The 20606-nt window shown below is 70.8% G+C and carries 11 protein-coding genes; 6 read left to right on the top strand and 5 right to left on the bottom strand.

Going from position 1 to position 20606, the window contains the following annotated elements; genetic code table 11:
- Positions 1-14: 14 nt before the first annotated feature.
- Positions 15-1037 carry a histone deacetylase family protein gene (locus X946_RS12460; RefSeq protein ID WP_038747866.1) on the top strand — a complete coding sequence of 341 codons (1023 nt, stop codon included), beginning with the start codon at positions 15-17 and terminating at the stop codon, positions 1035-1037.
- A 476-nt stretch (positions 1038-1513) separates the two neighbouring features.
- Here the strand turns inward: X946_RS12460 and X946_RS12455 are convergent, their stop codons facing one another.
- From X946_RS12455 to cobA, 4 genes are all read right to left on the bottom strand, one after another.
- Complete coding sequence (locus tag X946_RS12455) at positions 1514-3691, bottom strand: hypothetical protein (RefSeq protein ID WP_038747863.1); 2178 nt, start codon at positions 3689-3691, stop codon at positions 1514-1516.
- A 1318-nt stretch (positions 3692-5009) separates the two neighbouring features.
- A complete protein-coding gene (locus tag X946_RS12445) occupies positions 5010-6071 on the bottom strand; it encodes a CmpA/NrtA family ABC transporter substrate-binding protein (RefSeq protein WP_038747858.1) in 1062 nt (353 codons plus the stop codon).
- Between the two features lie 17 nt (positions 6072-6088).
- A complete protein-coding gene (locus X946_RS12440) occupies positions 6089-6685 on the bottom strand; it encodes an ANTAR domain-containing response regulator (protein ID WP_038747855.1) in 597 nt (198 codons plus the stop codon).
- Between the two features lie 104 nt (positions 6686-6789).
- Positions 6790-7617 (bottom strand): uroporphyrinogen-III C-methyltransferase, encoded by an 828-nt coding sequence (gene cobA / locus X946_RS12435; protein WP_038747853.1) that lies wholly within the window; start codon positions 7615-7617, stop codon positions 6790-6792.
- Positions 7618-8408: 791 nt separating this feature from the next.
- Between cobA and X946_RS12430 the strand changes: the two genes are divergently transcribed.
- The 5 genes from X946_RS12430 (at position 8409) to X946_RS35875 (ending at position 18516) form a co-directional block, all read left to right on the top strand.
- A complete protein-coding gene (locus X946_RS12430; protein WP_038747850.1) occupies positions 8409-9734 on the top strand; it encodes an MFS transporter in 1326 nt (441 codons plus the stop codon).
- A 23-nt stretch (positions 9735-9757) separates the two neighbouring features.
- A complete protein-coding gene (gene nirB / locus X946_RS12425) occupies positions 9758-12373 on the top strand; it encodes a nitrite reductase large subunit NirB (RefSeq protein ID WP_038747848.1) in 2616 nt (871 codons plus the stop codon).
- 37 nt (positions 12374-12410) lie between these two features.
- Positions 12411-12764, top strand: coding sequence for a nitrite reductase small subunit NirD (gene nirD / locus X946_RS12420; protein ID WP_038747845.1), 354 nt, complete (start codon positions 12411-12413; stop codon positions 12762-12764).
- 41 nt (positions 12765-12805) lie between these two features.
- Positions 12806-17077: a bifunctional nitrate reductase/sulfite reductase flavoprotein subunit alpha gene (locus X946_RS12415; RefSeq protein WP_038747843.1), complete on the top strand. Its 4272-nt coding sequence runs from the start codon at positions 12806-12808 to the stop codon at positions 17075-17077.
- Between the two features lie 719 nt (positions 17078-17796).
- Positions 17797-18516, top strand: a complete 720-nt coding sequence (locus X946_RS35875; RefSeq protein WP_197427728.1) for a hypothetical protein — start codon at positions 17797-17799, stop codon at positions 18514-18516.
- A gap of 304 nt (positions 18517-18820) precedes the next feature.
- On the opposite strand, the gene X946_RS12400 is transcribed toward X946_RS35875, so the two are convergent.
- Entirely contained in the window at positions 18821-20533 is a 1713-nt protein-coding gene (locus X946_RS12400) for a peptidoglycan D,D-transpeptidase FtsI family protein (protein WP_038747838.1), read from the bottom strand.
- Positions 20534-20606 lie beyond the last annotated feature (73 nt).

Genomic DNA, 20606 nt, shown 5'->3' with positions numbered 1-20606 from the left:
GGAACCGACCTCGCATGCTGACTTATTTTCATCCGGATCAGTTGAAGCACCGCCCGCTCACCTACCTGTCGCGCGGCAAGATGCGCGCGCCGCACGAAGTGCCCGAACGGGCCGCGCGGCTGCTCGACGCGGCGAACTCGCTCGGCTTCGACGTGCGCGCACCCGCGGACTTCGGCTCGGCGCCGCTCGCGGCCGTGCACAGCGCGCCGTATCTGCGCTTTCTCGCCGACGCGCATCGCGAATGGCGGCGCATTCCGGAGGATTGGGGGCCCGAGGTGATGTCGAACATTTACGTGCGCGAGCCGAATCCGCTGCGCGGCGTGCTCGCGCAGGCGGCGCGCTATCTCGCGGACGGCAGCTGCCCGATCGGCGAGCACACGTATCGGGCCGCGTACTGGTCCGCGCAGGATGCGCTCGCGGGCGCGGCGGCTCTTTGCGGCGGCGTGCGCGACGCGTACGCGCTCTGCCGTCCGCCCGGCCATCATGCGCGGCGCGACGCGGCGGGCGGCTTCTGTTATCTGAACAACGCGGCGATCGCCGCGCAGGCGCTGCGCGCGCGCTACGCGCGGGTCGCGATCCTCGACACCGACATGCATCACGGCCAGGGCATCCAGGCGCTGTTCTACGATCGCGACGACGTGCTGTACGTGTCGATTCACGGCGATCCGACGAACTTCTATCCGGCCGTCACGGGCTACGAGGAAGAGCGCGGAGCGGGGCGCGGCGAGGGCTACAACGTGAATCTGCCGATGCCGCACGGATCGGCCGAATCGGTGTTCTTCGCGCAGCTCGAGCGTGCGAAGGCGATCGTCGAGCGCTTCGCGCCCGACGCGCTCGTGTTCGCGCTCGGCTTCGACGTGTACCGGGACGATCCGCAATCGAAGGTCGCGGTGACGACCGAGGGCTTCGGCCGGCTCGGCGCGCTCGTCGGCGCGTTGCGCTTGCCGACGCTGATCGTGCAGGAAGGCGGTTATCACCTGGATACGCTCGCGCGCAACGCCGCGGCGTTCTTCGGGAGTTATCAGGCGGCGCGCTGAGCGCGCCCGCCGCAACGTCGGGATGGCGAAGTTTCCGTCGCCCGGGCGTTCGATGGGTTTCGTTGGTTCGGCACTAGTGGCTGACGAGGCTAGTGCGCCGCCCGCCATCTGGAGGTGGCCCTTGGATGCAGGCGGATTTTGCCGCGCGAGCGATCGCGCGGCTTTTCTCTTTTTGCGCCGCGCGCTCGCGCGGCGGTGCCGGCGAGGGCGTCCGGTCGTCGACGGAAAGGGCGCGCGGCGTGCGCTTTGCAATGGCGCTCGGCGCTAGGCGCGCGACAGGCTAGGCGTGGCGTGGCGGCGTTAAGCGCGCGATGGCGCGCGATGGCGTGCGATGGCCTGCGTCGCGCGCGCTCGCCGTACCGGCCGGCGTTTCGATCGGCACCGCGCCGGCGCCGCGCGAACCGGCGCGGCGAGCCGCGCTCGTTCGACGCGCGGCCGGCATCGAACCGTCGTCCCGCGATCGATGATTCGAGCGGTCAGGATGCCGCGCCGCTCATGCGGTTCGCCGCCGCGGCTTGCGTCGGGCCGCGCTGCGGCGTCGCGCCGCCGGCCGCGCGCGCGTCCCACCAGTACTTGCCCGCGCGCAAGTTCGGGTCCCGGATCGCCAGATACGTCGTGCTCCACAATTGCGCGGCGTTCGCCTCGGTGACGTCGGCGCTGCGCGTGCCGAACGCCTCCGCCTGGTATTGCCCGTTCGCGTACGACCACGACCACATTTCGGTCGAGCGCATGTCCTTTGCGTTCGAGATCACCTGCCAGATCTGCTGACGCGCCTGCGCGAGCAGCGTGCGCACGTCGCTCGGCAAATCGGTGCGCGCGAGCTGACGGTCGAGGCCTGCGACCCACATCGCCTGTTGCCACGACCAGATCACCGTGCCGTGATACGCGGAGCTCGTGAAGCGCGGCCAGAGCGTCGGGTCCGCGTACGCGGGGTTCGCGATCAGCATCCCGACGTCGGTCACGAGACCGGCCGGGAACGGCCGCATCACGTCGCTGACGATGCGCGCGAGCAACGGCGGCGCAGGATCGCCGAACAGCAGCACGAAGCCGCCGTCCGAGTGCATGATCGGGATCGGGTTGCCGTTCGCGTCGAGCGCGATCGCATCGAACTGCAGCGCGGCGTCCGGCACCGTGCCCGCCGGCACGCCCGCTTGCGGCGCGTACGCGGCGAGCTTCGCGCGCGCGTCGCTCGGCGTGACGGCGATCTGGAAGTACGGCGGCGCGGCGCGCTCCCAGACGGCCGCCGCCGCGCCCGCGTTCGCGAGGACGGCGCGCTGGTCGCCGCTCAGATACGGGTCGAGCAGCCCGCGCGCGAGGAAATTGGCGCACGCGCGCAGCGCGGCCGGCACGAGCGCGACGTTCACGTCGTACGGGTAGACGCCGCCCGCGAGGCCGTCGGTGCTGTCGCGCCAGTTGCCGACGATCTCGCCGGGGCGCAGCCGGATCAGGTTCGCGGCGAGCGCTTGCTGCGCGAACGGCTGCGCGGTCTGCACGACGCGCAGCAGGTTGCTCACGAAGCGGCTGCCGTTCGTGACGCCGTCGCCGCCCGTTTGCGCGAGATACGCGGCGGCGCGCGCCTGGCCGCGCGGGTCCTCGATCAGCCAGTCCGCCATGATCGGCGCGAGCATGTAGTCGCCGTCGATCATCTTGTAGTCGTAGGTCGGCGTCGGATCGTTCGGGCGGCCGTGCCTCAGATTGTCGATCAGCGCGAATTCGCCGATGCCTTCCTCGTGCGCGACCTTGCCGTCCGGCGACAGGCGGCTCAGCACCGAGCCGAGCCCGGCCTCGATCACGTCCGGCTGCAGCACGGGCATCAGCATGCGCACCGAGATCAGCGTGTCGCGGCCGAAGTAGGTGTCGTACTGCCACGAGCCCGCGAGCAGCTTGTCGCTGAAGCTCAGGAATTCGAACACGTTCTGGTTCAGCGGATCAGGGTTGACGGCCGACGTGAACAGATTCGCATGCGTGATCGGTTGCAGCGGCGTTTCGCCGCTGAACGCGTCGATGTGCAGACGCAGCGTCGGCGCGCCCGACGGCGACTGCAGCAGGAGCTTGCCGGCGCCGTCCGACGCCACCGAGCCGCCGTCGAGCACGGTGACGCGCAGCGCGTAGCCCGGCGCGCCGTCGACGCGATCGCGCTGCCACATCGCGACGTTGCCCGACACGGTCGGCGGCGCGACGATGTCGGCCGGCACGGTCGCGCCGCCGTTGTAGTCGCGCAGGAAGCGCACGGAGCTCAGCAGCGCCTGCCTGATCGACAGGCTGCTCGCGTCGGCCGACACGTCGACGCCGATTCCGTACAGCGTCCGGCCCGCCGCGTCCTGCGTGGTGGCGGGCGCGATCGGCGTGTCCTGGCTCCAGTTGACGGGCTGCGACGTATCGTCGAACCAGAGGCCCGCGCCGCTGTTGCCGGCCGGAAACACGACGAGCAGGCGAGGCTTCGCCGACGAGCGCATCAGCAGATGCGCGGCGATCTTGTCCTGTCGATAGAACGCGTTGATCTGGTTGCCGCGGTCGAGCCGGAACGCGAGCGCCGGGGCGGACGGATCGCCGCCTCGCGAAATGTCGTCGTGATCGGAGCAGCTCGCCAGAAAGGCAATGAAAAAGGCAATTAAACAGGTGAAGACTTTCCTCGTATCGAAATACGCCTTCATATCTCCTCCATTTGCTCGTGGGCAACGGAAATTGTGTCGATATGTCCGGTGACCGGATGTCGCCGGACAGACGAAAGGCACGGCTGAATGACGCTTGAATCGGGACGCGCGATGCGAGACGGCCGGATGCTCGCCGTGTCGTGCCGAATGCGGATTGCGCGCGGATTGCGTGCGCACGCCGCAACGTGCGGTTGCCGTGCGCGCGTCGCGCGCGTAGCCGGAGCCGCCCGGGCCGGCGCAAATGCCGCTGCGGCCGCTGCGGCCGCCTGGCGCGAGCCGGGCGAGATGAGGATGTGACGCGGCGCGTCGATGCGCGCCGTGCCGGCCGAGTGCGACGCGAGCCCATCGCGCCTCGGCGGAAACGTTCGAACTTCGGCTACATCGCGTGCTGCGCGCTCGCTTCCACACGAATGCGTGGTACGTCAGCACCCGTGCATGCTAAACCATTCGTCACATGATTGGGGCGGGAGTGAACGTTGCTTTCGAATTTTCTATGTATCGAGTTGTTAATGATTCAAATGAAATCGCATTGAAAAATCATGATTCGTCAATCGATTCGGTCGAATTCGCATGGCAAAAGAACGCCGATTCGCGATCGCGGATTTCAGTGCGGGTGGGCCGTTCTGATCGATTCGTCGGCCGTCCTTCGTCCTTTGTCATCGCTTCGATTCGTCGACGTACCGCGCGACGGGTTGCCGCGCGCATTCGCAATTGGCCCGTCGGCACCGGCTTCTTCGCGCGGTGCGACGAACGGCCGAAGCGATCTCGCGCGCGGCGCGTACGGAATTCGGCGCGCCTCGTCGATTCGCGCGCGTGGCGTGCGGCGTGCGGCGTGCGGCGTGTCGCGTGTCGCGTGTCGCATGTGGCATGTGGCATGTGGCGCGTGGCGTGCGTCGCCGCGTGTCGTTTCGTTCGGCCGCGGCCGGACCGTTCGCGTGCGGGCGAGCCGCGGCGCGCATGGATGCAATCCGCGCCGTGTGCGATGCGCGCGCTTGATCGTCGTCGTCGTTGTCGTCGTGACAATCCGTACCAGGTGATGAGCCAATTCGGAGGCGCGGATGCGACGAAGCCGCATCTGCTCGCCGCGTACAGCGTGCGGGCGGCCCCGGCCGGCACGATCGCCGGCGTGGCGGCGCTATCGTGCAACTGATGTGCGGCTGATGCGAATTGATCGGCCGGGCCGCCGCGAGGCGCAGCGGACTCTTCGCCGCGCGCATCGGCATCGATGCGCGGGCGAGTCGTCGACGAGGCGGCCGGCTCGCGTGCGTCGTGCAAACGTCGCGCGAGCCGGCCGCCGCGCGCGCGACGAAGCCCCCCGTCAGCCGACGCGCCGCGCTCCCGCGAGCGCGACCGCTTCGTCGTAGAGCGCCGTTTGCGCGACGCCGCTCGCGATTGCCGCGTCGTCGACGTCCGAGCGCAGCATGCCCCAGCGCCGGTATTGCGACAGGAACCACACGCCGTCGCTCGCCGCGGGCCGGTTCACCGTTCCGTGCCCGTAGAACCGGATCGGCGCGGGCGGCCGCGCGAACGGGCCCGCGCCGTAATCGCCGAGCAGCCGCGGCGCGATCTGCGCGACCGGCACGCCGATCGCGTCCGGCTCCGCGAGCCATTCGGCCGCCTGCCGCCGATGGTCCGCGTCGTCGAGCCACTCGCACGCGTCGAGCAGCGTGCGCACCAGCAGCCGCGCGGCATTCGGATACAGCGCGACGAATTCGCGCCGGCACGCGAGCGCCTTTTCCGGATGATCGAGCCAGACTTCGCTCGTCGCCGCGACCGTCCTGCCCGCGCCGCTCGCCTCGGCGACCGCGTTCCACGGCTCGCCGACGCACAGCCCGTCGAGCTCGCCCGCCGCGAGCGCGCCGACCATCTCCGGCGGCGGAATCACGACGCTGCGAATGTCGCGCAGCGGATCGACGCCGCGCGACGCGAGCCAGTGATACAGCCACATCGCGTGCGTGCCCGTCGGGAACGTCTGCGCGAACACGGGGCGGCGGCCGAGCGTCGCGAGCGCGGCCTTCAGGTCGCCCGACGCGCGGTAGGCGCCGGCGAGCCGGTTCGAGAACGTGATCGCCTGGCCGTTGCGGTTGAGCACCATCGGCACGGCCATGTCGGCGCGCGGCCCGCCGATGCCGAGCTGCACGCCGTAGACGAGCCCGTACAGCGCGTGCGCCGCGTCGAGCTCGCCCGACAGCAGCTTGTCGCGGATACTGGCCCACGACGGCTGCCGGCACAGCTCGAGCGTGAGGCCGTAGCGCTCGCCGAGCTCGAGCCGCTTCGCGACGACGAGCGGCGCCGCGTCGCTCAGCGCGACGAAGCCGATGCGCAGGCGGCGGCGTTCCGGTGCGTCGGGTGTCGCTGGGTTCATGCGCGCTGTGTTCATGCGTAGTGCACCTTCGATCAAGATTGCGAGTGCGCCGCGAGCAGCCGGCGGGCCGCCTCGACGATCCGGACGCCCTGATCCATCGCGCTGCGGCGCAGCGTCGCGTAGGCCTCCTGTTCGGACAGCTTGCGGCGGTCCATCAGCATGCGCTTCGCGCGATCGATCAGCTTGCGGTCGGCGAGTTCGCTCTCGACGTCGGCGAGCCGCTTGCGCAATTGCTCGTCGTGCGAGAAGCGCGCGAGCGCGACTTCGAGGATCGGCGCGAGCCGTTCGGCGGAGAGCCCCTCGATCAGATACGCGCTCACGCCCGCGCCGACCGCCGCGCGGATCAACTGCTGGTCGGCGTCGTGGCTGAACATCAGCACGGGGCGCGGCGCGGTCGCGTTCATCACCGCGAGCTGCTCGAGCGTGTCGCGCGACGGCGATTCGGTGTCGATGATCACGACGTCCGGCCGCTGCTCTTCGACGGCCGCGGGCAGCCGCGCGGGCGTCGCGACCTCGTCGAGCATCTCGTAGCCGAGGCGCGCGAGCGTGTCGCGCAGCTCGCCGAGCGGCTTGTCGGTGTCGGTGACGAGCAGCACGCGCAGCCTGGAGGAATGGTCAGTCGATTCCATGGATCGGATGGAGGAGGCGGGCGCGCTGCGGCGGCGCCCACCCATGCGATTGTTTTTACCATACGCGCGCGGGCGGCGCGCAACCGCTGGCCGGCGCGCGCGGCTCAGGCCGCGTGCGAAACCTCGGGGCGTTCGAGCGTGCGCGCGGCGGCGTGCGTGCCGCGCGCGTCGTCCGAGCCCGCGTGCGCATTGCGCGCCGCGCATGCGCCGCCGGTCGCGAGCGCCTCGCCGATCGCGCGGCCGACGAAGATCACGGCCGGGCTGCCGAGGCCCGCCTCGGCGGCGCCGGCGGCGAGGCGGCCGAGCGTGCCGGCCCAGCGCCGCTCGGCCGGCGTGCCCGCCCACTGGACGACGGCGGCGGGCGTCGCTGCATCGAGCGTCGACAGCAGCCCCGCGGCGATCCGCTCGATGCGGCTCATCCCCATGTAGATCGCGAGCGTCGTGCCGGCTGCGGCGAGCCTCGCCCAGTCGGGCTCGCCGTGGTCCTGCAGGTGCGCGGTGACGAACGTCACGCCCTGACAGTGATCGCGGTGCGTGAGCGACACGCCGAGGCTCGCGGCGGCCGCGAAGCCCGACGAGATCCCATTGACGATCTCGACCGGCACGCGCGCCGCGCGCAACGCGGCGATCTCTTCGCCCGCGCGGCCGAACAGCAGCACGTCGCCGCCCTTGACGCGCACGACGTGCGCGCCGCGCAGCGCGTAGCGGCACATCAGCCGCTCGATGAACGCCTGCGGCGTCGACCGGCAGCCGCCGCGCTTGCCGACACGGATCACGCGCGCTTGCGGCGCGAGCGCGACGATGTCCGGATTGACGAGATCGTCGAGCAGCAGCACGTCGGCGGCCGCGAGCGCTTTCGCCGCCTTGAGCGTCAGCAGATCCAGATCGCCGGGGCCGGCGCCGAGCAGCGTGACCTTGCCCATCGTGTTCATCTTCGTATCCCCATGTCGCGCGGGCGGCGCGTGCGCGGCGAATGCGCGTTGCCCAAAAAAAGAACGGCGTCCTGCGCACCCCGCCGACGCAGCGGCCGGATGCGTGGGACACCGTTGTCCAAGTGGACCGTCCGTCGGCGGACGGTCCGAAAGAAGTCTCGCGATGCGGCACCGGCTCCGTTGCCGATGACGCTTCATGGTGAGCAATATTCGGGCCAGCGTCGGCGGCGCGCGCTTGGCGAAGCGGGGCGACGGCGCGCTTGCGCGCGTCGTCTCGCGCCGACGCGTCGCGTGCGGGGCGGCGTCGGGCGGGGCGGCGTCGCGCCCGCCCGACGCCAGCCCCGGCTGGGACGCAGCGCGCGACGCGAGCATCCGCGCAAAGCGCCGCACGCCGCTCATCGCTCATAGATCATCGCTCATCGCTCGCCGCGTCCGGACGCACGGCGTCGCGATCGACGCGCGAGGACGCCCGCCGCACCCGGCTGCGCACCGGCATGTCGCACGCCGACAGTGCTGCATCGCACCAGATCTGTGCTTCGCTGCATCACCGCGCATCGTCGGCGCGCGCCGCGAAACCCGGGCGTTTCGGCGCAATCCCGCGTCGCGTCTCGCTTCGCGTCGGCTGGCACGGCACTTGCCTAGCGATCGACGGGCGATTCAACGACGATTCGCCTCGCAGCATCGAATATCGATCCGCCCGGCGACGGGCTTTCTGGGCAACGGCGTCCTACGCATCCGGTCACTCGAGACCGGGTTCGCAGGACGCCGTTTTCGTTTGGTGAGACAACAAGATGTCCGACAAAGCCACCCGTATCGACCTGCTCGACTGGCGCACCGCGCCGATGCGCGCGTTCCATCTGACGTGGATCGCGTTCTTCGTGTGTTTCTTCGCATGGTTCGCGTGCGCGCCGCTGATGCCGCTCATCGCCCGCGAATTCAGACTGAGCGCCGATCAGGTCGCGAACGTCAGCATCGCGGCCGTCGCGGCGACGATCGCGGTGCGGCTCGTCGTCGGCCCGCTCTGCGACCGTTTCGGCCCGCGCCGCGTCTATGCGGGCCTGCTCGCGCTCGGCGCGATTCCGGTGTTCGCGGTGGCGTTCTCGCACGATTACCTGACGTTCCTGCTGTGCCGCTTGGGCATCGGCGCGATCGGCGCGAGCTTCGTGATCACGCAATACCACACGTCGGTGATGTTCGCGCCGAACGTCGTCGGCACCGCGAACGCGACGGCGGCCGGCTGGGGCAACGCGGGCGCGGGCGCGGCTCAGGCGGCGATGCCGCTGCTCGTGGCCGCCGCGCTGATGCTCGGCCTGCCCGACGCGTCCGCGTGGCGCGCGGCGCTCGCGGCGCCGGGCGTCGCGATGCTCGCGATGGCGTTCGTCTACTGGCGCTTCACGCAGGACTGCCCGCAGGGCGACTTCGCCGCGCTGCGCGCGCGCGGCGTGACGATCGACAGCGGCAAGAAGGGCGGCTTCGCGAGCTTCGCCGCCGCGTGCGCGAACTACCGCGTGTGGATGCTGTTCGTCACCTACGGCGCGTGCTTCGGCGTCGAAGTGTTCATGCACAACATCGCCGCGCTCTACTACGTCAATCACTTCCAGCTGTCGCTGAAGGACGCGGGCCTCGCCGCCGGCATCTTCGGCCTCCTCGCGCTCTTCGCGCGCGCGACGGGCGGCTGGCTGTCGGATCGCGTCGCCGCGCGCCGCGGGCTCGACGTGCGCGCGACGCTGCTGTTCACGCTGATCGTCGGCGAGGGGCTCGGGCTGCTGTGGTTCGCGCATGCGGGCAGCGTGGCGGCGGCCGTCGTCGCGATGGTCGCGTTCGGTCTCTTCACGCACATGGCCTGCGGCGCGACGTACGCGCTCGTGCCGTTCATCGATCGCCGCGCGCTCGGCGGCGTCGCGGGGATCGTCGGCGCGGGCGGCAACGTCGGCGCGGTCGCGGCAGGATTCCTGATGAAAGGCGTTGGCGATATCCAACAAACGCTCACGCTGCTAGGCCTATTCGTCACCGTTTCCGCGTTTTGCGCGCTCGCGGTACGGTTCAGCGCCGAGCACAAGGCTCGCGAGGCGGCGCTGCGCGAGCGCGCGCTTGCCGCGAACGGCTTCACGCATTAACAGGGAAACAGAGGGCATCCACCATGAAAATCGTCGTCATCGGTCACGGGATGGTCGGCCACAAGCTGCTCGAATGCATCGCGGCCGGCGCGCGGGATGCGTGCTGCGCGCCGCAGGTCGCGGTGATCTGCGAAGAGCCGCGCCCCGCGTACGACCGCGTTCACCTGTCCGAATTCTTCGCCGGCAAGTCGGCCGACGACCTGTCGCTCGTCGAGCCGGGCTTCTTCAAGCGTCATCCGAACTTTCGCGTGCTGCTGAACACGAAGGCGGTCGCGATCGACCGCCGCGCGCGCACGGTCGCGCTGTCGACGGGCGAGACGCTCGCGTACGACAAGCTCGTGCTCGCGACGGGCTCGACGCCGTTCGTGCCGCCCGTGCCGGGTCGCGAGCGCGCCGATTGCTTCGTCTACCGAACGATCGAGGATCTCGAGGCGATGCAGGCGTGCGGCGCGCGCGCGAAGTCGGGCGTCGTCGTCGGCGGCGGGCTGCTCGGCCTCGAATGCGCGAAGGCGCTGCGCGACATGGGGCTCGCGACGCACGTCGTCGAATTCGCGCCGCGCCTGATGGCGGTGCAAGTGGACGAAGGCGGCGGCCGGATGCTGCGCGGCAGGATCGAGGCGCTCGGCGTGCAGGTGCACACGGGCAAGAACACGCTTGCGATCGTCGACGGCGAGGCGGGCGCGCACCGGATGGAATTCGCCGACGGCACGCATCTCGATGCCGACATGATCGTGTTCTCCGCGGGCATCCGGCCGCGCGACGAGATCGCGCGCGCGTGCGGGCTCGAGATCGGCCCGCGCGGCGGCGTCGCGATCGACAGCGGCTGCCGCACGAGCGATCAGGATATCTACGCGATCGGCGAATGCGCGGCGTGGAACGGCCAGACCTTCGGCCTCGTCGCGCCCGGCTACGACATGGCGCGCGTCGTCGCGCGGCAGCTCGCGGGCGGCGACGGCGCGTTCACCGGCGCGGACCTGAGCACGAAGCTCAAGCTGATGGGCGTCGATGTCGCGAGCATCGGCGACGCGCACGGCAAGACGCCCGGCAGCCGCACGTACCAGTTCGCCGACGAACGCAAGGCGATCTACAAGAAGCTCGTCGTGTCCGAATGCGGGAAGGAACTGCTCGGCGCGGTGATGGTGGGCGACGCGGCCGAGTACGGCACGCTGCTGCAGATGATGCTGAACCGGATCGAGCTGTCCGATTCGCCCGAATTCCTGATCCTGCCGTCGTCGGACGGCGCGGCGAAGCCGGCGCTCGGCGTCGACGCGCTGCCCGACGCCGCGCAGATCTGCTCGTGCAACAACGTGACGAAGGCGCAGCTCTGCGAGGCGCTCGCGCAGGGAGCGACGAGCATCGGCGCGCTGAAGAGCTGCACGGGCGCGGGCACGTCGTGCGGCGGCTGCGTGCCGCTCGTCACGCAGGTGATGAAGGCCGAGATGAAGAAGCAGGGCCTCGACGTGAACAACCACCTGTGCGAGCACTTCCCGCATTCGCGGCAGGAGCTCTATCACCTCGTGCGCGTCGAGCGGATCAAGACGTTCGGCGCGCTCTTGGAGAAGCACGGCCGCGGCCTCGGCTGCGACGTCTGCAAGCCGGCCGTCGCCGGCATCCTCGCGTCGTGCTGGAACGAATTCGTGCTCAAGAAGGAGCATGCGGGGCTGCAGGATACGAACGACTACTATCTCGCGAACATCCAGCGCGACGGCACGTATTCGGTCGTGCCGCGGATGCCGGGCGGCGAGGTCACGCCGGAAGGGCTGATCGCGGTCGGCCAGGTCGCGCGCAAGTACGGCCTCTACACGAAGATCACGGGCGGCCAGCGCGTCGACCTGTTCGGCGCGCGCGTCGAGCAGTTGCCGCTCATCTGGGAGGAGCTGATCGCGGCCGGCTTCGAATCGGGCCACGCGTACGGCAAGTCGGTGCGCACCGTGAAATCGTGCGTCGGCTCGACGTGGTGCCGCTACGGCGTCGGCGATTCGGTCGGCCTCGCGATCGATCTGGAAAACCGCTACAAGGGCCTGCGCGCGCCGCACAAGCTGAAGTTCGGCGTGTCCGGCTGCACGCGCGAATGCGCGGAGGCGCAGGGCAAGGACATCGGCGTGATCGCGACCGAGAAGGGCTGGAACCTGTACGTGTGCGGCAACGGCGGGATGAAGCCGCGCCACGCGGAGCTGCTCGCGGCCGATCTCGACCGCGAGCAGCTCGTGCGCTACGTCGACCGCTTCCTGATGTTCTACATCCGCACCGCCGACCGGCTGCAGCGCACGAGCGTGTGGCGCGACAACCTCGAAGGCGGGCTCGACTACCTGATCGACGTCGTCGTCCACGACAAGCTCGGGCTCGCGGCGGAGCTCGAGGCGCAGATGCAGCATATCGTCGATACGTACGAATGCGAATGGAAGAAGGCCGTCGCCGATCCGGCCACGCGCCGGCGCTTTCGTCACTTCGTCAACAGCGACGCGCCCGATTCGACGATCGCGTTCGTCGAGGCGCGCGGCCAGATTCGCCCGGCGACGCCGGACGAGCGCGAGGCGCTCGGCGCTGCCGGCCCGGCCGCTTCGGTCAGCCCGGCCGCTTCAGCCGACGCGCGCCGCGCGCCCGAGGCGCAAGCGCAAACCGAAGCCGAAACCGCTTGAACGTTCCGTCATCGTCAGCCACTGAAAGGAGATCGCCATGACCCGCCATCGAGACGCTTGCGCGTGGACGCCCGTCTGCGCGCTCGACGACATCCTGCCGAACACGGGCGTCTGCGCGCTCGTGAACGGCGAGCAGGTCGCCGTGTTCCACGTCGACGACGGCGGCGGCCACGGCCGCGCGTTCGCGATCGGCAACGTCGATCCGCATTCGCATGCCGCCGTGCTGTCGCGCGGGCTGATTGGCAGCCTCGGCGAACGGATCGTCGTCGCGTCGCCGCTCTACAAGCATCACTTCGACCTGCGCACGGGCGAGTGCGTCGAGGCGCCGGACCAATCGGTGAGCGCGTATGCGTCGCGCATCGAGGACGGCTACGTGTGGGTCGCGGCCTGACGCGCCGCGCCGACCGATAGCGAACGGCGAGGCGAGCGAACGTGGCGAGCGCGAGCGTGAAGACCGTGTGCCCGTACTGTGGCGTCGGCTGCGGCATGGTGCTGCACGTCGAGGGCGGCGAGGTCGTCAAGGTGTCCGGCGACACCGAGCATCCGACCAACTTCGGGCGTCTGTGCACGAAGGGCTCGTCCGCGCATGTCGCGCTGCGCAACGCGGGCCGGCTCGAGCGCGCGTTCGTGCGCGACGCGCGCGAGCGCGATCCCGCGCCCGTGCCGATCGCCGACGCGATCGCCGAGACCGCGCGCCGGCTGCGCGCCGTGCTCGACGCGCACGGCCCCGACGCGCTCGCGTTCTACGTGTCGGGCCAGATGTCGCTCGAAGCGCAGTATCTCGTGAACAAGCTCGCGAAGGGCTACGTGCGCACGCCGCACATCGAATCGAATTCGCGCCTTTGCATGGCGAGCGCGGGTAGCGGCTACAAGCTGTCGCTCGGCGCGGACGGCCCGCCCGGCTCGTATCAGGATTTCGACCGCGCGGACCTGTTCTTCGTGATCGGCTCGAACATGGCCGACTGCCATCCGATCCTGTTCCTGCGGATGATGGACCGCGTGAAGGCGGGCGCGAAGCTCGTCGTCGTCGATCCGCGCCGCACCGCGACCGCGGACAAGGCGGACCTGTTCCTGAAGATCCGGCCCGGCACCGATCTCGCGCTGCTGAACGGGCTGCTGCATCTGCTGCACGCGAACGGCAGGACCGACGCGGAGTTCATCGCCGCGCACACCGAGGGCTGGGACGCGATGCCGGATTTCCTCGGCGATTACGCGCCCGAGAAGGTCGCCGAAATCACCGGCCTCGCCGAAGCGGACATCCGGCTCGCCGCGCAATGGATCGGCGACGCGCGCGAATGGACGAGCTGCTGGACGATGGGGCTCAACCAGAGCACGCACGGCACCTGGAACACGAACGCGATCTGCAACCTGCATCTCGCGACGGGCAGGATTTGCCGGCCGGGCAGCGGGCCGTTCTCGCTGACCGGGCAGCCGAACGCGATGGGCGGCCGCGAGATGGGCTACATGGGACCGGGGCTGCCGGGCCAGCGCACCGCGCTCGACGACGACGACCGCCGCTTCGTCGAGGACGTTTGGCGCCTGCCTGCGGGCACGATCCGCAAGGACGCGGGCGGCGGCACCGTCGACCTGTTCGCGAAAATGGCCGCGGGCGACGTGAAGGCGTGCTGGATCATCTGCACGAACCCGGCCGCGACGGTCGCGAACCGCAAGAACGTGATCGCCGGGCTGCGGGCGGCCGACGTCGTGATCGTGCAGGATGCGTTCCTCGACACCGAGACGAACCGCTACGCGGACATCCTGCTGCCGGGCGCGTTGTGGGCGGAGGCCGAAGGCGTGATGATCAACTCGGAGCGCAACCTCACGCTGATGCGGCAGGCGGTCGAGCCGCCCGGCGACGCATGGCCGGACTGGAGGATCGTCGCGGCGGTCGCGCGTGAGATGGGCTACGGCGACGCGTTCGACTACGGTTCGGCCGCCGAAGTATTCGACGAGATCCGGCGCTTCGCGAATCCGCGCACCGGCTACGACCTGCGCGGCGCGAGCCACGCGGCGCTGCGCGACACGCCGCTGCAATGGCCGTGTCCGCCGGACGACGGGCGCGACCGCCATCCGATCCGCTACCTGAACGACGGCGCGAGCGAGCCGCTTCGGACGCTGCCCGACGGCGGCGCGCCGCCGATCGCGTTCCCGACGCCGTCCGGCAAGGCGCGCTTCTTCGCGCGGCCGCACGTCGCGCCGGCCGAGACGCCGACGCGCGAATTCCCGATCGTGCTGAACACGGGCCGCTTGCAGCATCAGTGGCACACGATGACGAAGACGGGCAAGGTTGCGATGCTGAACAAGCTGAATCCGCGCCCATTCGTCGAGATCCATCCGCACGACGCGGCCGCGCTGTCGATCGCCGCGAAGGACGCGGTCGAGATCCGTTCGGCGCGCGGCCGCGCGGTGTTGCCCGCTGTCGTCACCGACCGCGTGCAGCCGGGCGCGTGCTTCGCGCCGATGCACTGGAACGACGTGTACGGCGACGACCTGTGCGTGAACGCGCTCACGAACGACGCGGTCGATCCGGTGTCGCTGCAACCCGAACTCAAATTCTGCGCGGTCGCGCTTGCGCGCGCCGACGTGTCCGGCGAAACGGACGCCGCGGCGGGCGGCGACGCGCGCGCGCCGCGCGCAGACGCGCATGAAGTGCGTGAATCGTATGAGGCGCACGCAGGCGGCGCGCCGCGCGCGTTCGGCGCGTGCGAAGCCGCGTGCGCCGCCGACGCCGCCCCCGAGGAACTGAACATGTCCGATATCGACACCTTCGCCGCGCTGCTCGGCGTCCCGGTCACGGCGAGCGCGCCGCAGCTCACGGGCGCGGAGCGCGTCTACGTCGCGGGCTTCGTCAGCGGGCTGCGCTGCGTCGAGGGCAGACGGGCGGGCGGCGTGCCGGTGCTGCCCGCGAACGCGCCGCTTGGCGCCGACACGCGGCTCTGGGTCGACGGGCTGCTCGCCGGGCTGTTCAGCCGCGCGCCGGGCGGGGCGCCGGCGCTGCTCGAGGCGCGGGCGGGCGCGACGTCGCCGCCGCCGCTGCCGGCGGCCGACGCGTCGCCCGCGCCGAGCGGCGTGCGGATCGTGCGCGCGCGGCCGAAGGTCGTGCTGCTGTGGGCGTCGCAGACGGGCAACGTCGAATCGCTGACCGAGCGCTACGCGACGCAGCTGATGGATTCGGGCTTCGAGATCCGCGTCGCGTGCATGGCCGATTATCCGGCCGCGTCGCTCGCGAAGGCGCAGTACGCGCTGCTGATGACGAGCACGTTCGGCGACGGCGACGCGCCGGACAACGGCCAGGAATTCTGGGCGGCGCTGAACGCAGCGCACGCGCCGCGCGTGGACGGGCTGCGCTACGCGGTGCTCGCGTTCGGCGACCGCAACTACGACCAGTTCTGCGGCCACGGCCGCCGGCTCGACGCGAGGCTCGCGGCGCTCGGCGCGACGCGCGTCGTCGAGCGCGTCGATTGCGACGCCGAATTCCAGCCGGCCGCCGACGCGTGGCTCGAACGCGCGATCGCGCGGATCAAGGAAGAGGACGCGGCGCTGCACGCGGTGCCGGCGGACGGGATGATCCCGTCGGGCGCGATCCCGACGAAGACGCGCCCGGCCGCGTCGCGGCTCGTCGCGAACCTGCGGCTCAACGAGCCGGGCGCGGCGAAGGATACGCGCTACGTGTCGCTGTCGACGGACGGCGCGGCGATCGAATACGAAACGGGCGACGCGCTCGGCGTGTGGCCGACGAACTGCCCGGCGCTCGTCGACGAGCTGCTGACGTTGACGCGCCTGAAGGCGGACGCGCCGGTGACGCTCGCGGGCGTGGGCGAGCTGCGGCTCGCCGATGCGCTCGCGAGGCATCTCGACATCACGCGGCCGCATCCCGACGCGCTCGCGCTCGTCGCGTCGCGCAGCCGCTCGGGAGACGCGCTCGCGCGCCTGCTCGGCGACGATCGCAAGGCGGATCTGAAAAACTGGCTGTGGGGGCAGCAGATCGCCGACGTGCTGCACGAGTTTCCGCTCGAGCTGTCGGCCGCCGAGCTCGTCGGGATGCTCAAGCGCCTGCAGCCGCGGCTGTATTCGATCGCGTCGAGCCCGAACGCGCATCGCGGCGAGATCCATCTGACCGTGTCGGCCGTGCGCTACAGCAACGGGCGGCGGCAGCGCAAGGGCGTCGCGTCGACGTTCCTCGCGGATCGCGCGGCCGACGCGGGCGTGCCGGTGTTCGTGCAGAAGTCCGCGCATTTCCGGCCGCCGGCGAGCGGCGACACGCCGATCGTGATGGTCGGGCCGGGCACGGGCATTGCGCCGTTTCGCGGCTTCCTGCACGAGCGGCGCGCGCGCGGCGCGAACGGGCGCAACTGGCTCTTCTTCGGCGAACAGCACGCGGACACCGATTTCTACTATCGCGACGAGCTCGCCCGGATGCGCACGGACGGTTTGCTGACGCGGCTCGATCTCGCGTTCTCGCGCGATCAGAAGGAGAAGATCTACGTGCAGGACCGGATGATCGAGCAGGGCGCGGCGCTGTGGGCGTGGCTCGAGGAGGGCGCGCATTTCTACGTGTGCGGCGACGCGTCGCGCATGGCGAAGGACGTCGACGCGGCGCTGAAGGCGATCGTCGCGCGGCATGGGGGGATGACCGACGAGCAGGCGGCGGACTACGTCGCGCGGCTCGCGAAGGACAAGCGTTATGCGCGAGACGTTTATTGAAGTGGGCGCGCCGCTCGACGGCGGCGGCGCGGCGCCGAGGGACACCGCATACGTGGGGCCGAGGCAGATGTACGGGCGCGGGCGGCGGGTGCGCAGCCGCGCCGGACGGGCACTCGCGCGCATGCACGCGCGGCTGCGCCGAGAGCCGCGCGCGTGCCTGCGCCATGCGGCGGACCGGGGGTCGAGCGTGCGCTGACGCGCGCTGTGCCGGGGGCGTTGGCGCGGGTGAGGTCGACGCCGTTGTGGGGGCGTCTGCGTTCGCGTTCGCGTTGCCATCAACGTCAGCGTCAGAGCGTCAACGTCAACATCGACGTCAACGTCAGCGTCAACCGAGCCGACCGCGTCAGCAGAGTCGGTCGCGTCGGCGGCAGTGGCGGCGATGACGGAGATGGCAGCGATAGCCGCGATGGCACGCCACGTCGCGACACCGCGCGCACGCCGCGCCGCGCATCGCGGCGAATTCGACAAGCGCGGCGCGTTTTCAAAACACGCGCGCTCCGATTTTCGTAACATCGAACCGCGCGTTCGCCGACGGGCACGATGCCCCGACGACACGAACGCGTACGCCGCGGCCGCCGCACGCGCCGGCCGCGCCATGAACCCGACGTCGCCGGCGGCTGCGCCGCACGCGCCGCATCCCGCGTTCGCGCATACGGCGCCCGGCCGCGTCGTGACGACGAACGCCAGCCGGCCGGCCGCGCCATTCGATCGACAACCGCATGATCCGCAATCTCCCGATATCCGCTCATGTGCCGACTGCGGCCGGCGCGCAAGCCGCCGACCGGCTCGCCGGCACGACCGTTCCGGCGCACGCGTCGCGCAAGCAGATTTTCCCGAACTCGTGCGGCGCCGCGAGCCTTCTATGCATCGCGAAGGAGCTCGGCGTCGAGAAGATGCCGGCTTATAAGGGCTCGCTGAGCGAGCTCGGCGACGGCACGCTCGAGCTGAGCAACGCATGCGAGCAGGATCTTTTCATGATCACGAGCGGGATGACGACGCACCGGCGTCATGCGGACCGCATCCATGACGCCGGATATTCGATGCCGCAGCATCTGGTGTTCGCGGGGCAGCTGCTGGGGCTCGAGATGGACATTCACGAGCATCCCGGCATCTTCTCGAAGGTGTTGAACTGGCTGTATTCGGACGTCAAGTCGTCGCTCGCGCCGGGCACCGTCGTCAGGCCGCACGCGGCCGAGCTGCGCGAAGGCGAGGCCGAGCTGAAGGCGCTCGCCGTGTCGTTCGCGAAGGTGCCGGTCGGGCTGCACTGGGTCGCGCATCGCGCCGACGGCAGCTACATGGACCCGGGAACGGGCAAGAACGCCGGCAGCTTCGACGACATGCAGCGCAACATGCGCGCCGAGTCCCATTCGTTCATGGGGTACGCGGATACGGGGATTTCGATCGTCGTGCGGCGGGGCGAATCGATCTCCCGCCCGTGAACGCGGCGCGCGCCGGGCCGACCATGTCGATGCCGCGGCGCGCGTGGAATCCGTCGCCTTGCGCTGCGAGCGCCACGCGCTTCACGACGCGCGGAGTCGCATCGAATGTCGGCGGCACACGGCGTTCCGCACGGCTCGGCGCGCGCGCCGCCGTTCGGAGATTGACCGAAAGCGCGCGGCGTGCGGCGAACGAGCCGGCACAAGCGTTCCGACATGTCGACGTCCGACAAGGATCGAGGGCGCAAACGACGGCTGCGGCTCGGCCGTTGCACGGCGGCTATCGGCGCGACGATCGAATCGCGCGTCATGCATGCCGCGGCGCTGTCCGATCGGGCGGCACGCCGAGCAGATGCAGCGCGTTCTCCATGATCTGCGCCCACGCGGGGCCGGCCGCCGGGCCGCCGTAATACGAGCCGCGCGACGGCTCGTCGATCATCACCGCGACGATCAGCCGGGGATCGCTCATCGGCGCCATGCCGACGAAGAGCGCCCGGTACTTGCCGCGCGCATAGCGCCCGGCGTGCAGCTTGCGCGCGGTGCCCGTCTTCGCGCCGATCCGGTAGTCGGGCAGCCGGGCGACGCGCGCCGTGCCTTGCTCGCCGTCCGTTTCCAGCATCGCGCGAATCTGCCGCGCAACCGCGGGCGGCACGACGCGCACGCGCTCGGCCTGCGCGCTCGCGCGCGTGAGCGACAGCGCAATGCGCTCGCCGTCGCCGGCGAAGGCCGTGTAGACGTCCGCGAGCTGCGCGAGCGACATCGACAGCCCGTAGCCGTACGACATCGTCAGGCGCTCGATCGGCCTCCAATGGCGGGCCGGCCGCAGCGTGCCGCGCGCGACCGCCGGCAGGCCCGCGAGCGGCCGAGCGCCGATGCCGGCACGCGCGAACGTCTGCCACATGTCCTGCGCGCGCAGCCGCTCGGCGATCTTCGCCATGCCGATATTGCTCGATTTCGCGATGATCTGCGTGACGCTCAGCTCGCCGAAGTCGCCGGTGTCGTGAATCGTCGCGCCGTCGATCTCCAGCACGCCGGGCGACGTGTCGAAGCGCGTGTCGGGCGTGACGACGCCTTCGCTCAACGCGAGCGCGACCGTGACGGGCTTGAGCGTCGACGCCGGCTCGAAGACGTCGGTCAGCGCGCGGTCGCGGAAGCGGCCGTCGCCGTCGCCGGCCGCGTGCGGCTCGTTCGGATCGAACGTGGGGGCGTTCACGAGCGCGAGGACGCCGCCCGTCTTCGCATCGACGACGATCGCGCAGCCGGCCGCCGCGCCGGTGCGCTCGATGGTCCGCTCGACGGCGAGCGTGGCGAGATGCTGGACGCGCCGATCGACGGACAGCCTCACGTCCGCGCCGGGCGTGCCCGCCGATTCGACGTCGCCGACGTCCACCGGGCGGCCCAGGCGGTCGACGATGTAGTCCCGCTTCGCGCCGACGCCGGCGAGCGCGGCGTCGGCGGCGAGCTCGACGCCTTCGAGCCCGTGACCGTTCGCGCCGACGAAGCCGACGAGCTGCGCGACGTCGCCGCCGCCCGGGTAATAGCGCCGCGTCGCGCGGGCGACGTGCACGCCGGGCACGTCGAGCCGCTCGACGCGCGCGGCCAGCTCCGGCGCGATCCAGCGCTTCAGATACAGGAACTGCCGCGCGCTGAGCGCCTTGGCGGCGAGCGCGTCGTCCGGCAGGCCGAGCAGCGACGCGAGCGCGCGCATTTGCGGATGCGTCGCGCGGCGCAGCGCGTCGGGCGCGATCCACACGTCGGCGACGGGCTCGTTGATCGCGAGGGCGTCGCCGTTGCGGTCGAGAATGCGCCCGCGCGTCGGCGCGGCCGCGAACGTGTGCTCGTATCGCTTCACGCCCTGCCTGATGTAGAAATCGCTGTGCACGACCTGAACCCACAGCGCGCGCACCGCGAGCGCGCCGAAGCCGGCGCAGAGGAGCGCGAGGACGCAGCGCGAGCGCCAGCGGGGGAGCGTGCCGGGCGTCGGCGGAGGGGGGCGGAGCGATTCGGTGGGTTTCGGCATGGTCGAATGGGTGTCGAGTCGACGTCGTGGCGACGAAGGTGGGTGGCGACAGGGGCGATGCCCCGACCGCGAG

This window comes from Burkholderia sp. ABCPW 111, from assembly GCF_000773065.1.
In the GTDB taxonomy this organism is placed as follows: Bacteria; Pseudomonadota; Gammaproteobacteria; order Burkholderiales; family Burkholderiaceae; genus Burkholderia; species Burkholderia savannae.
This window is presented reverse-complemented; position numbering and strand designations above follow the sequence as displayed.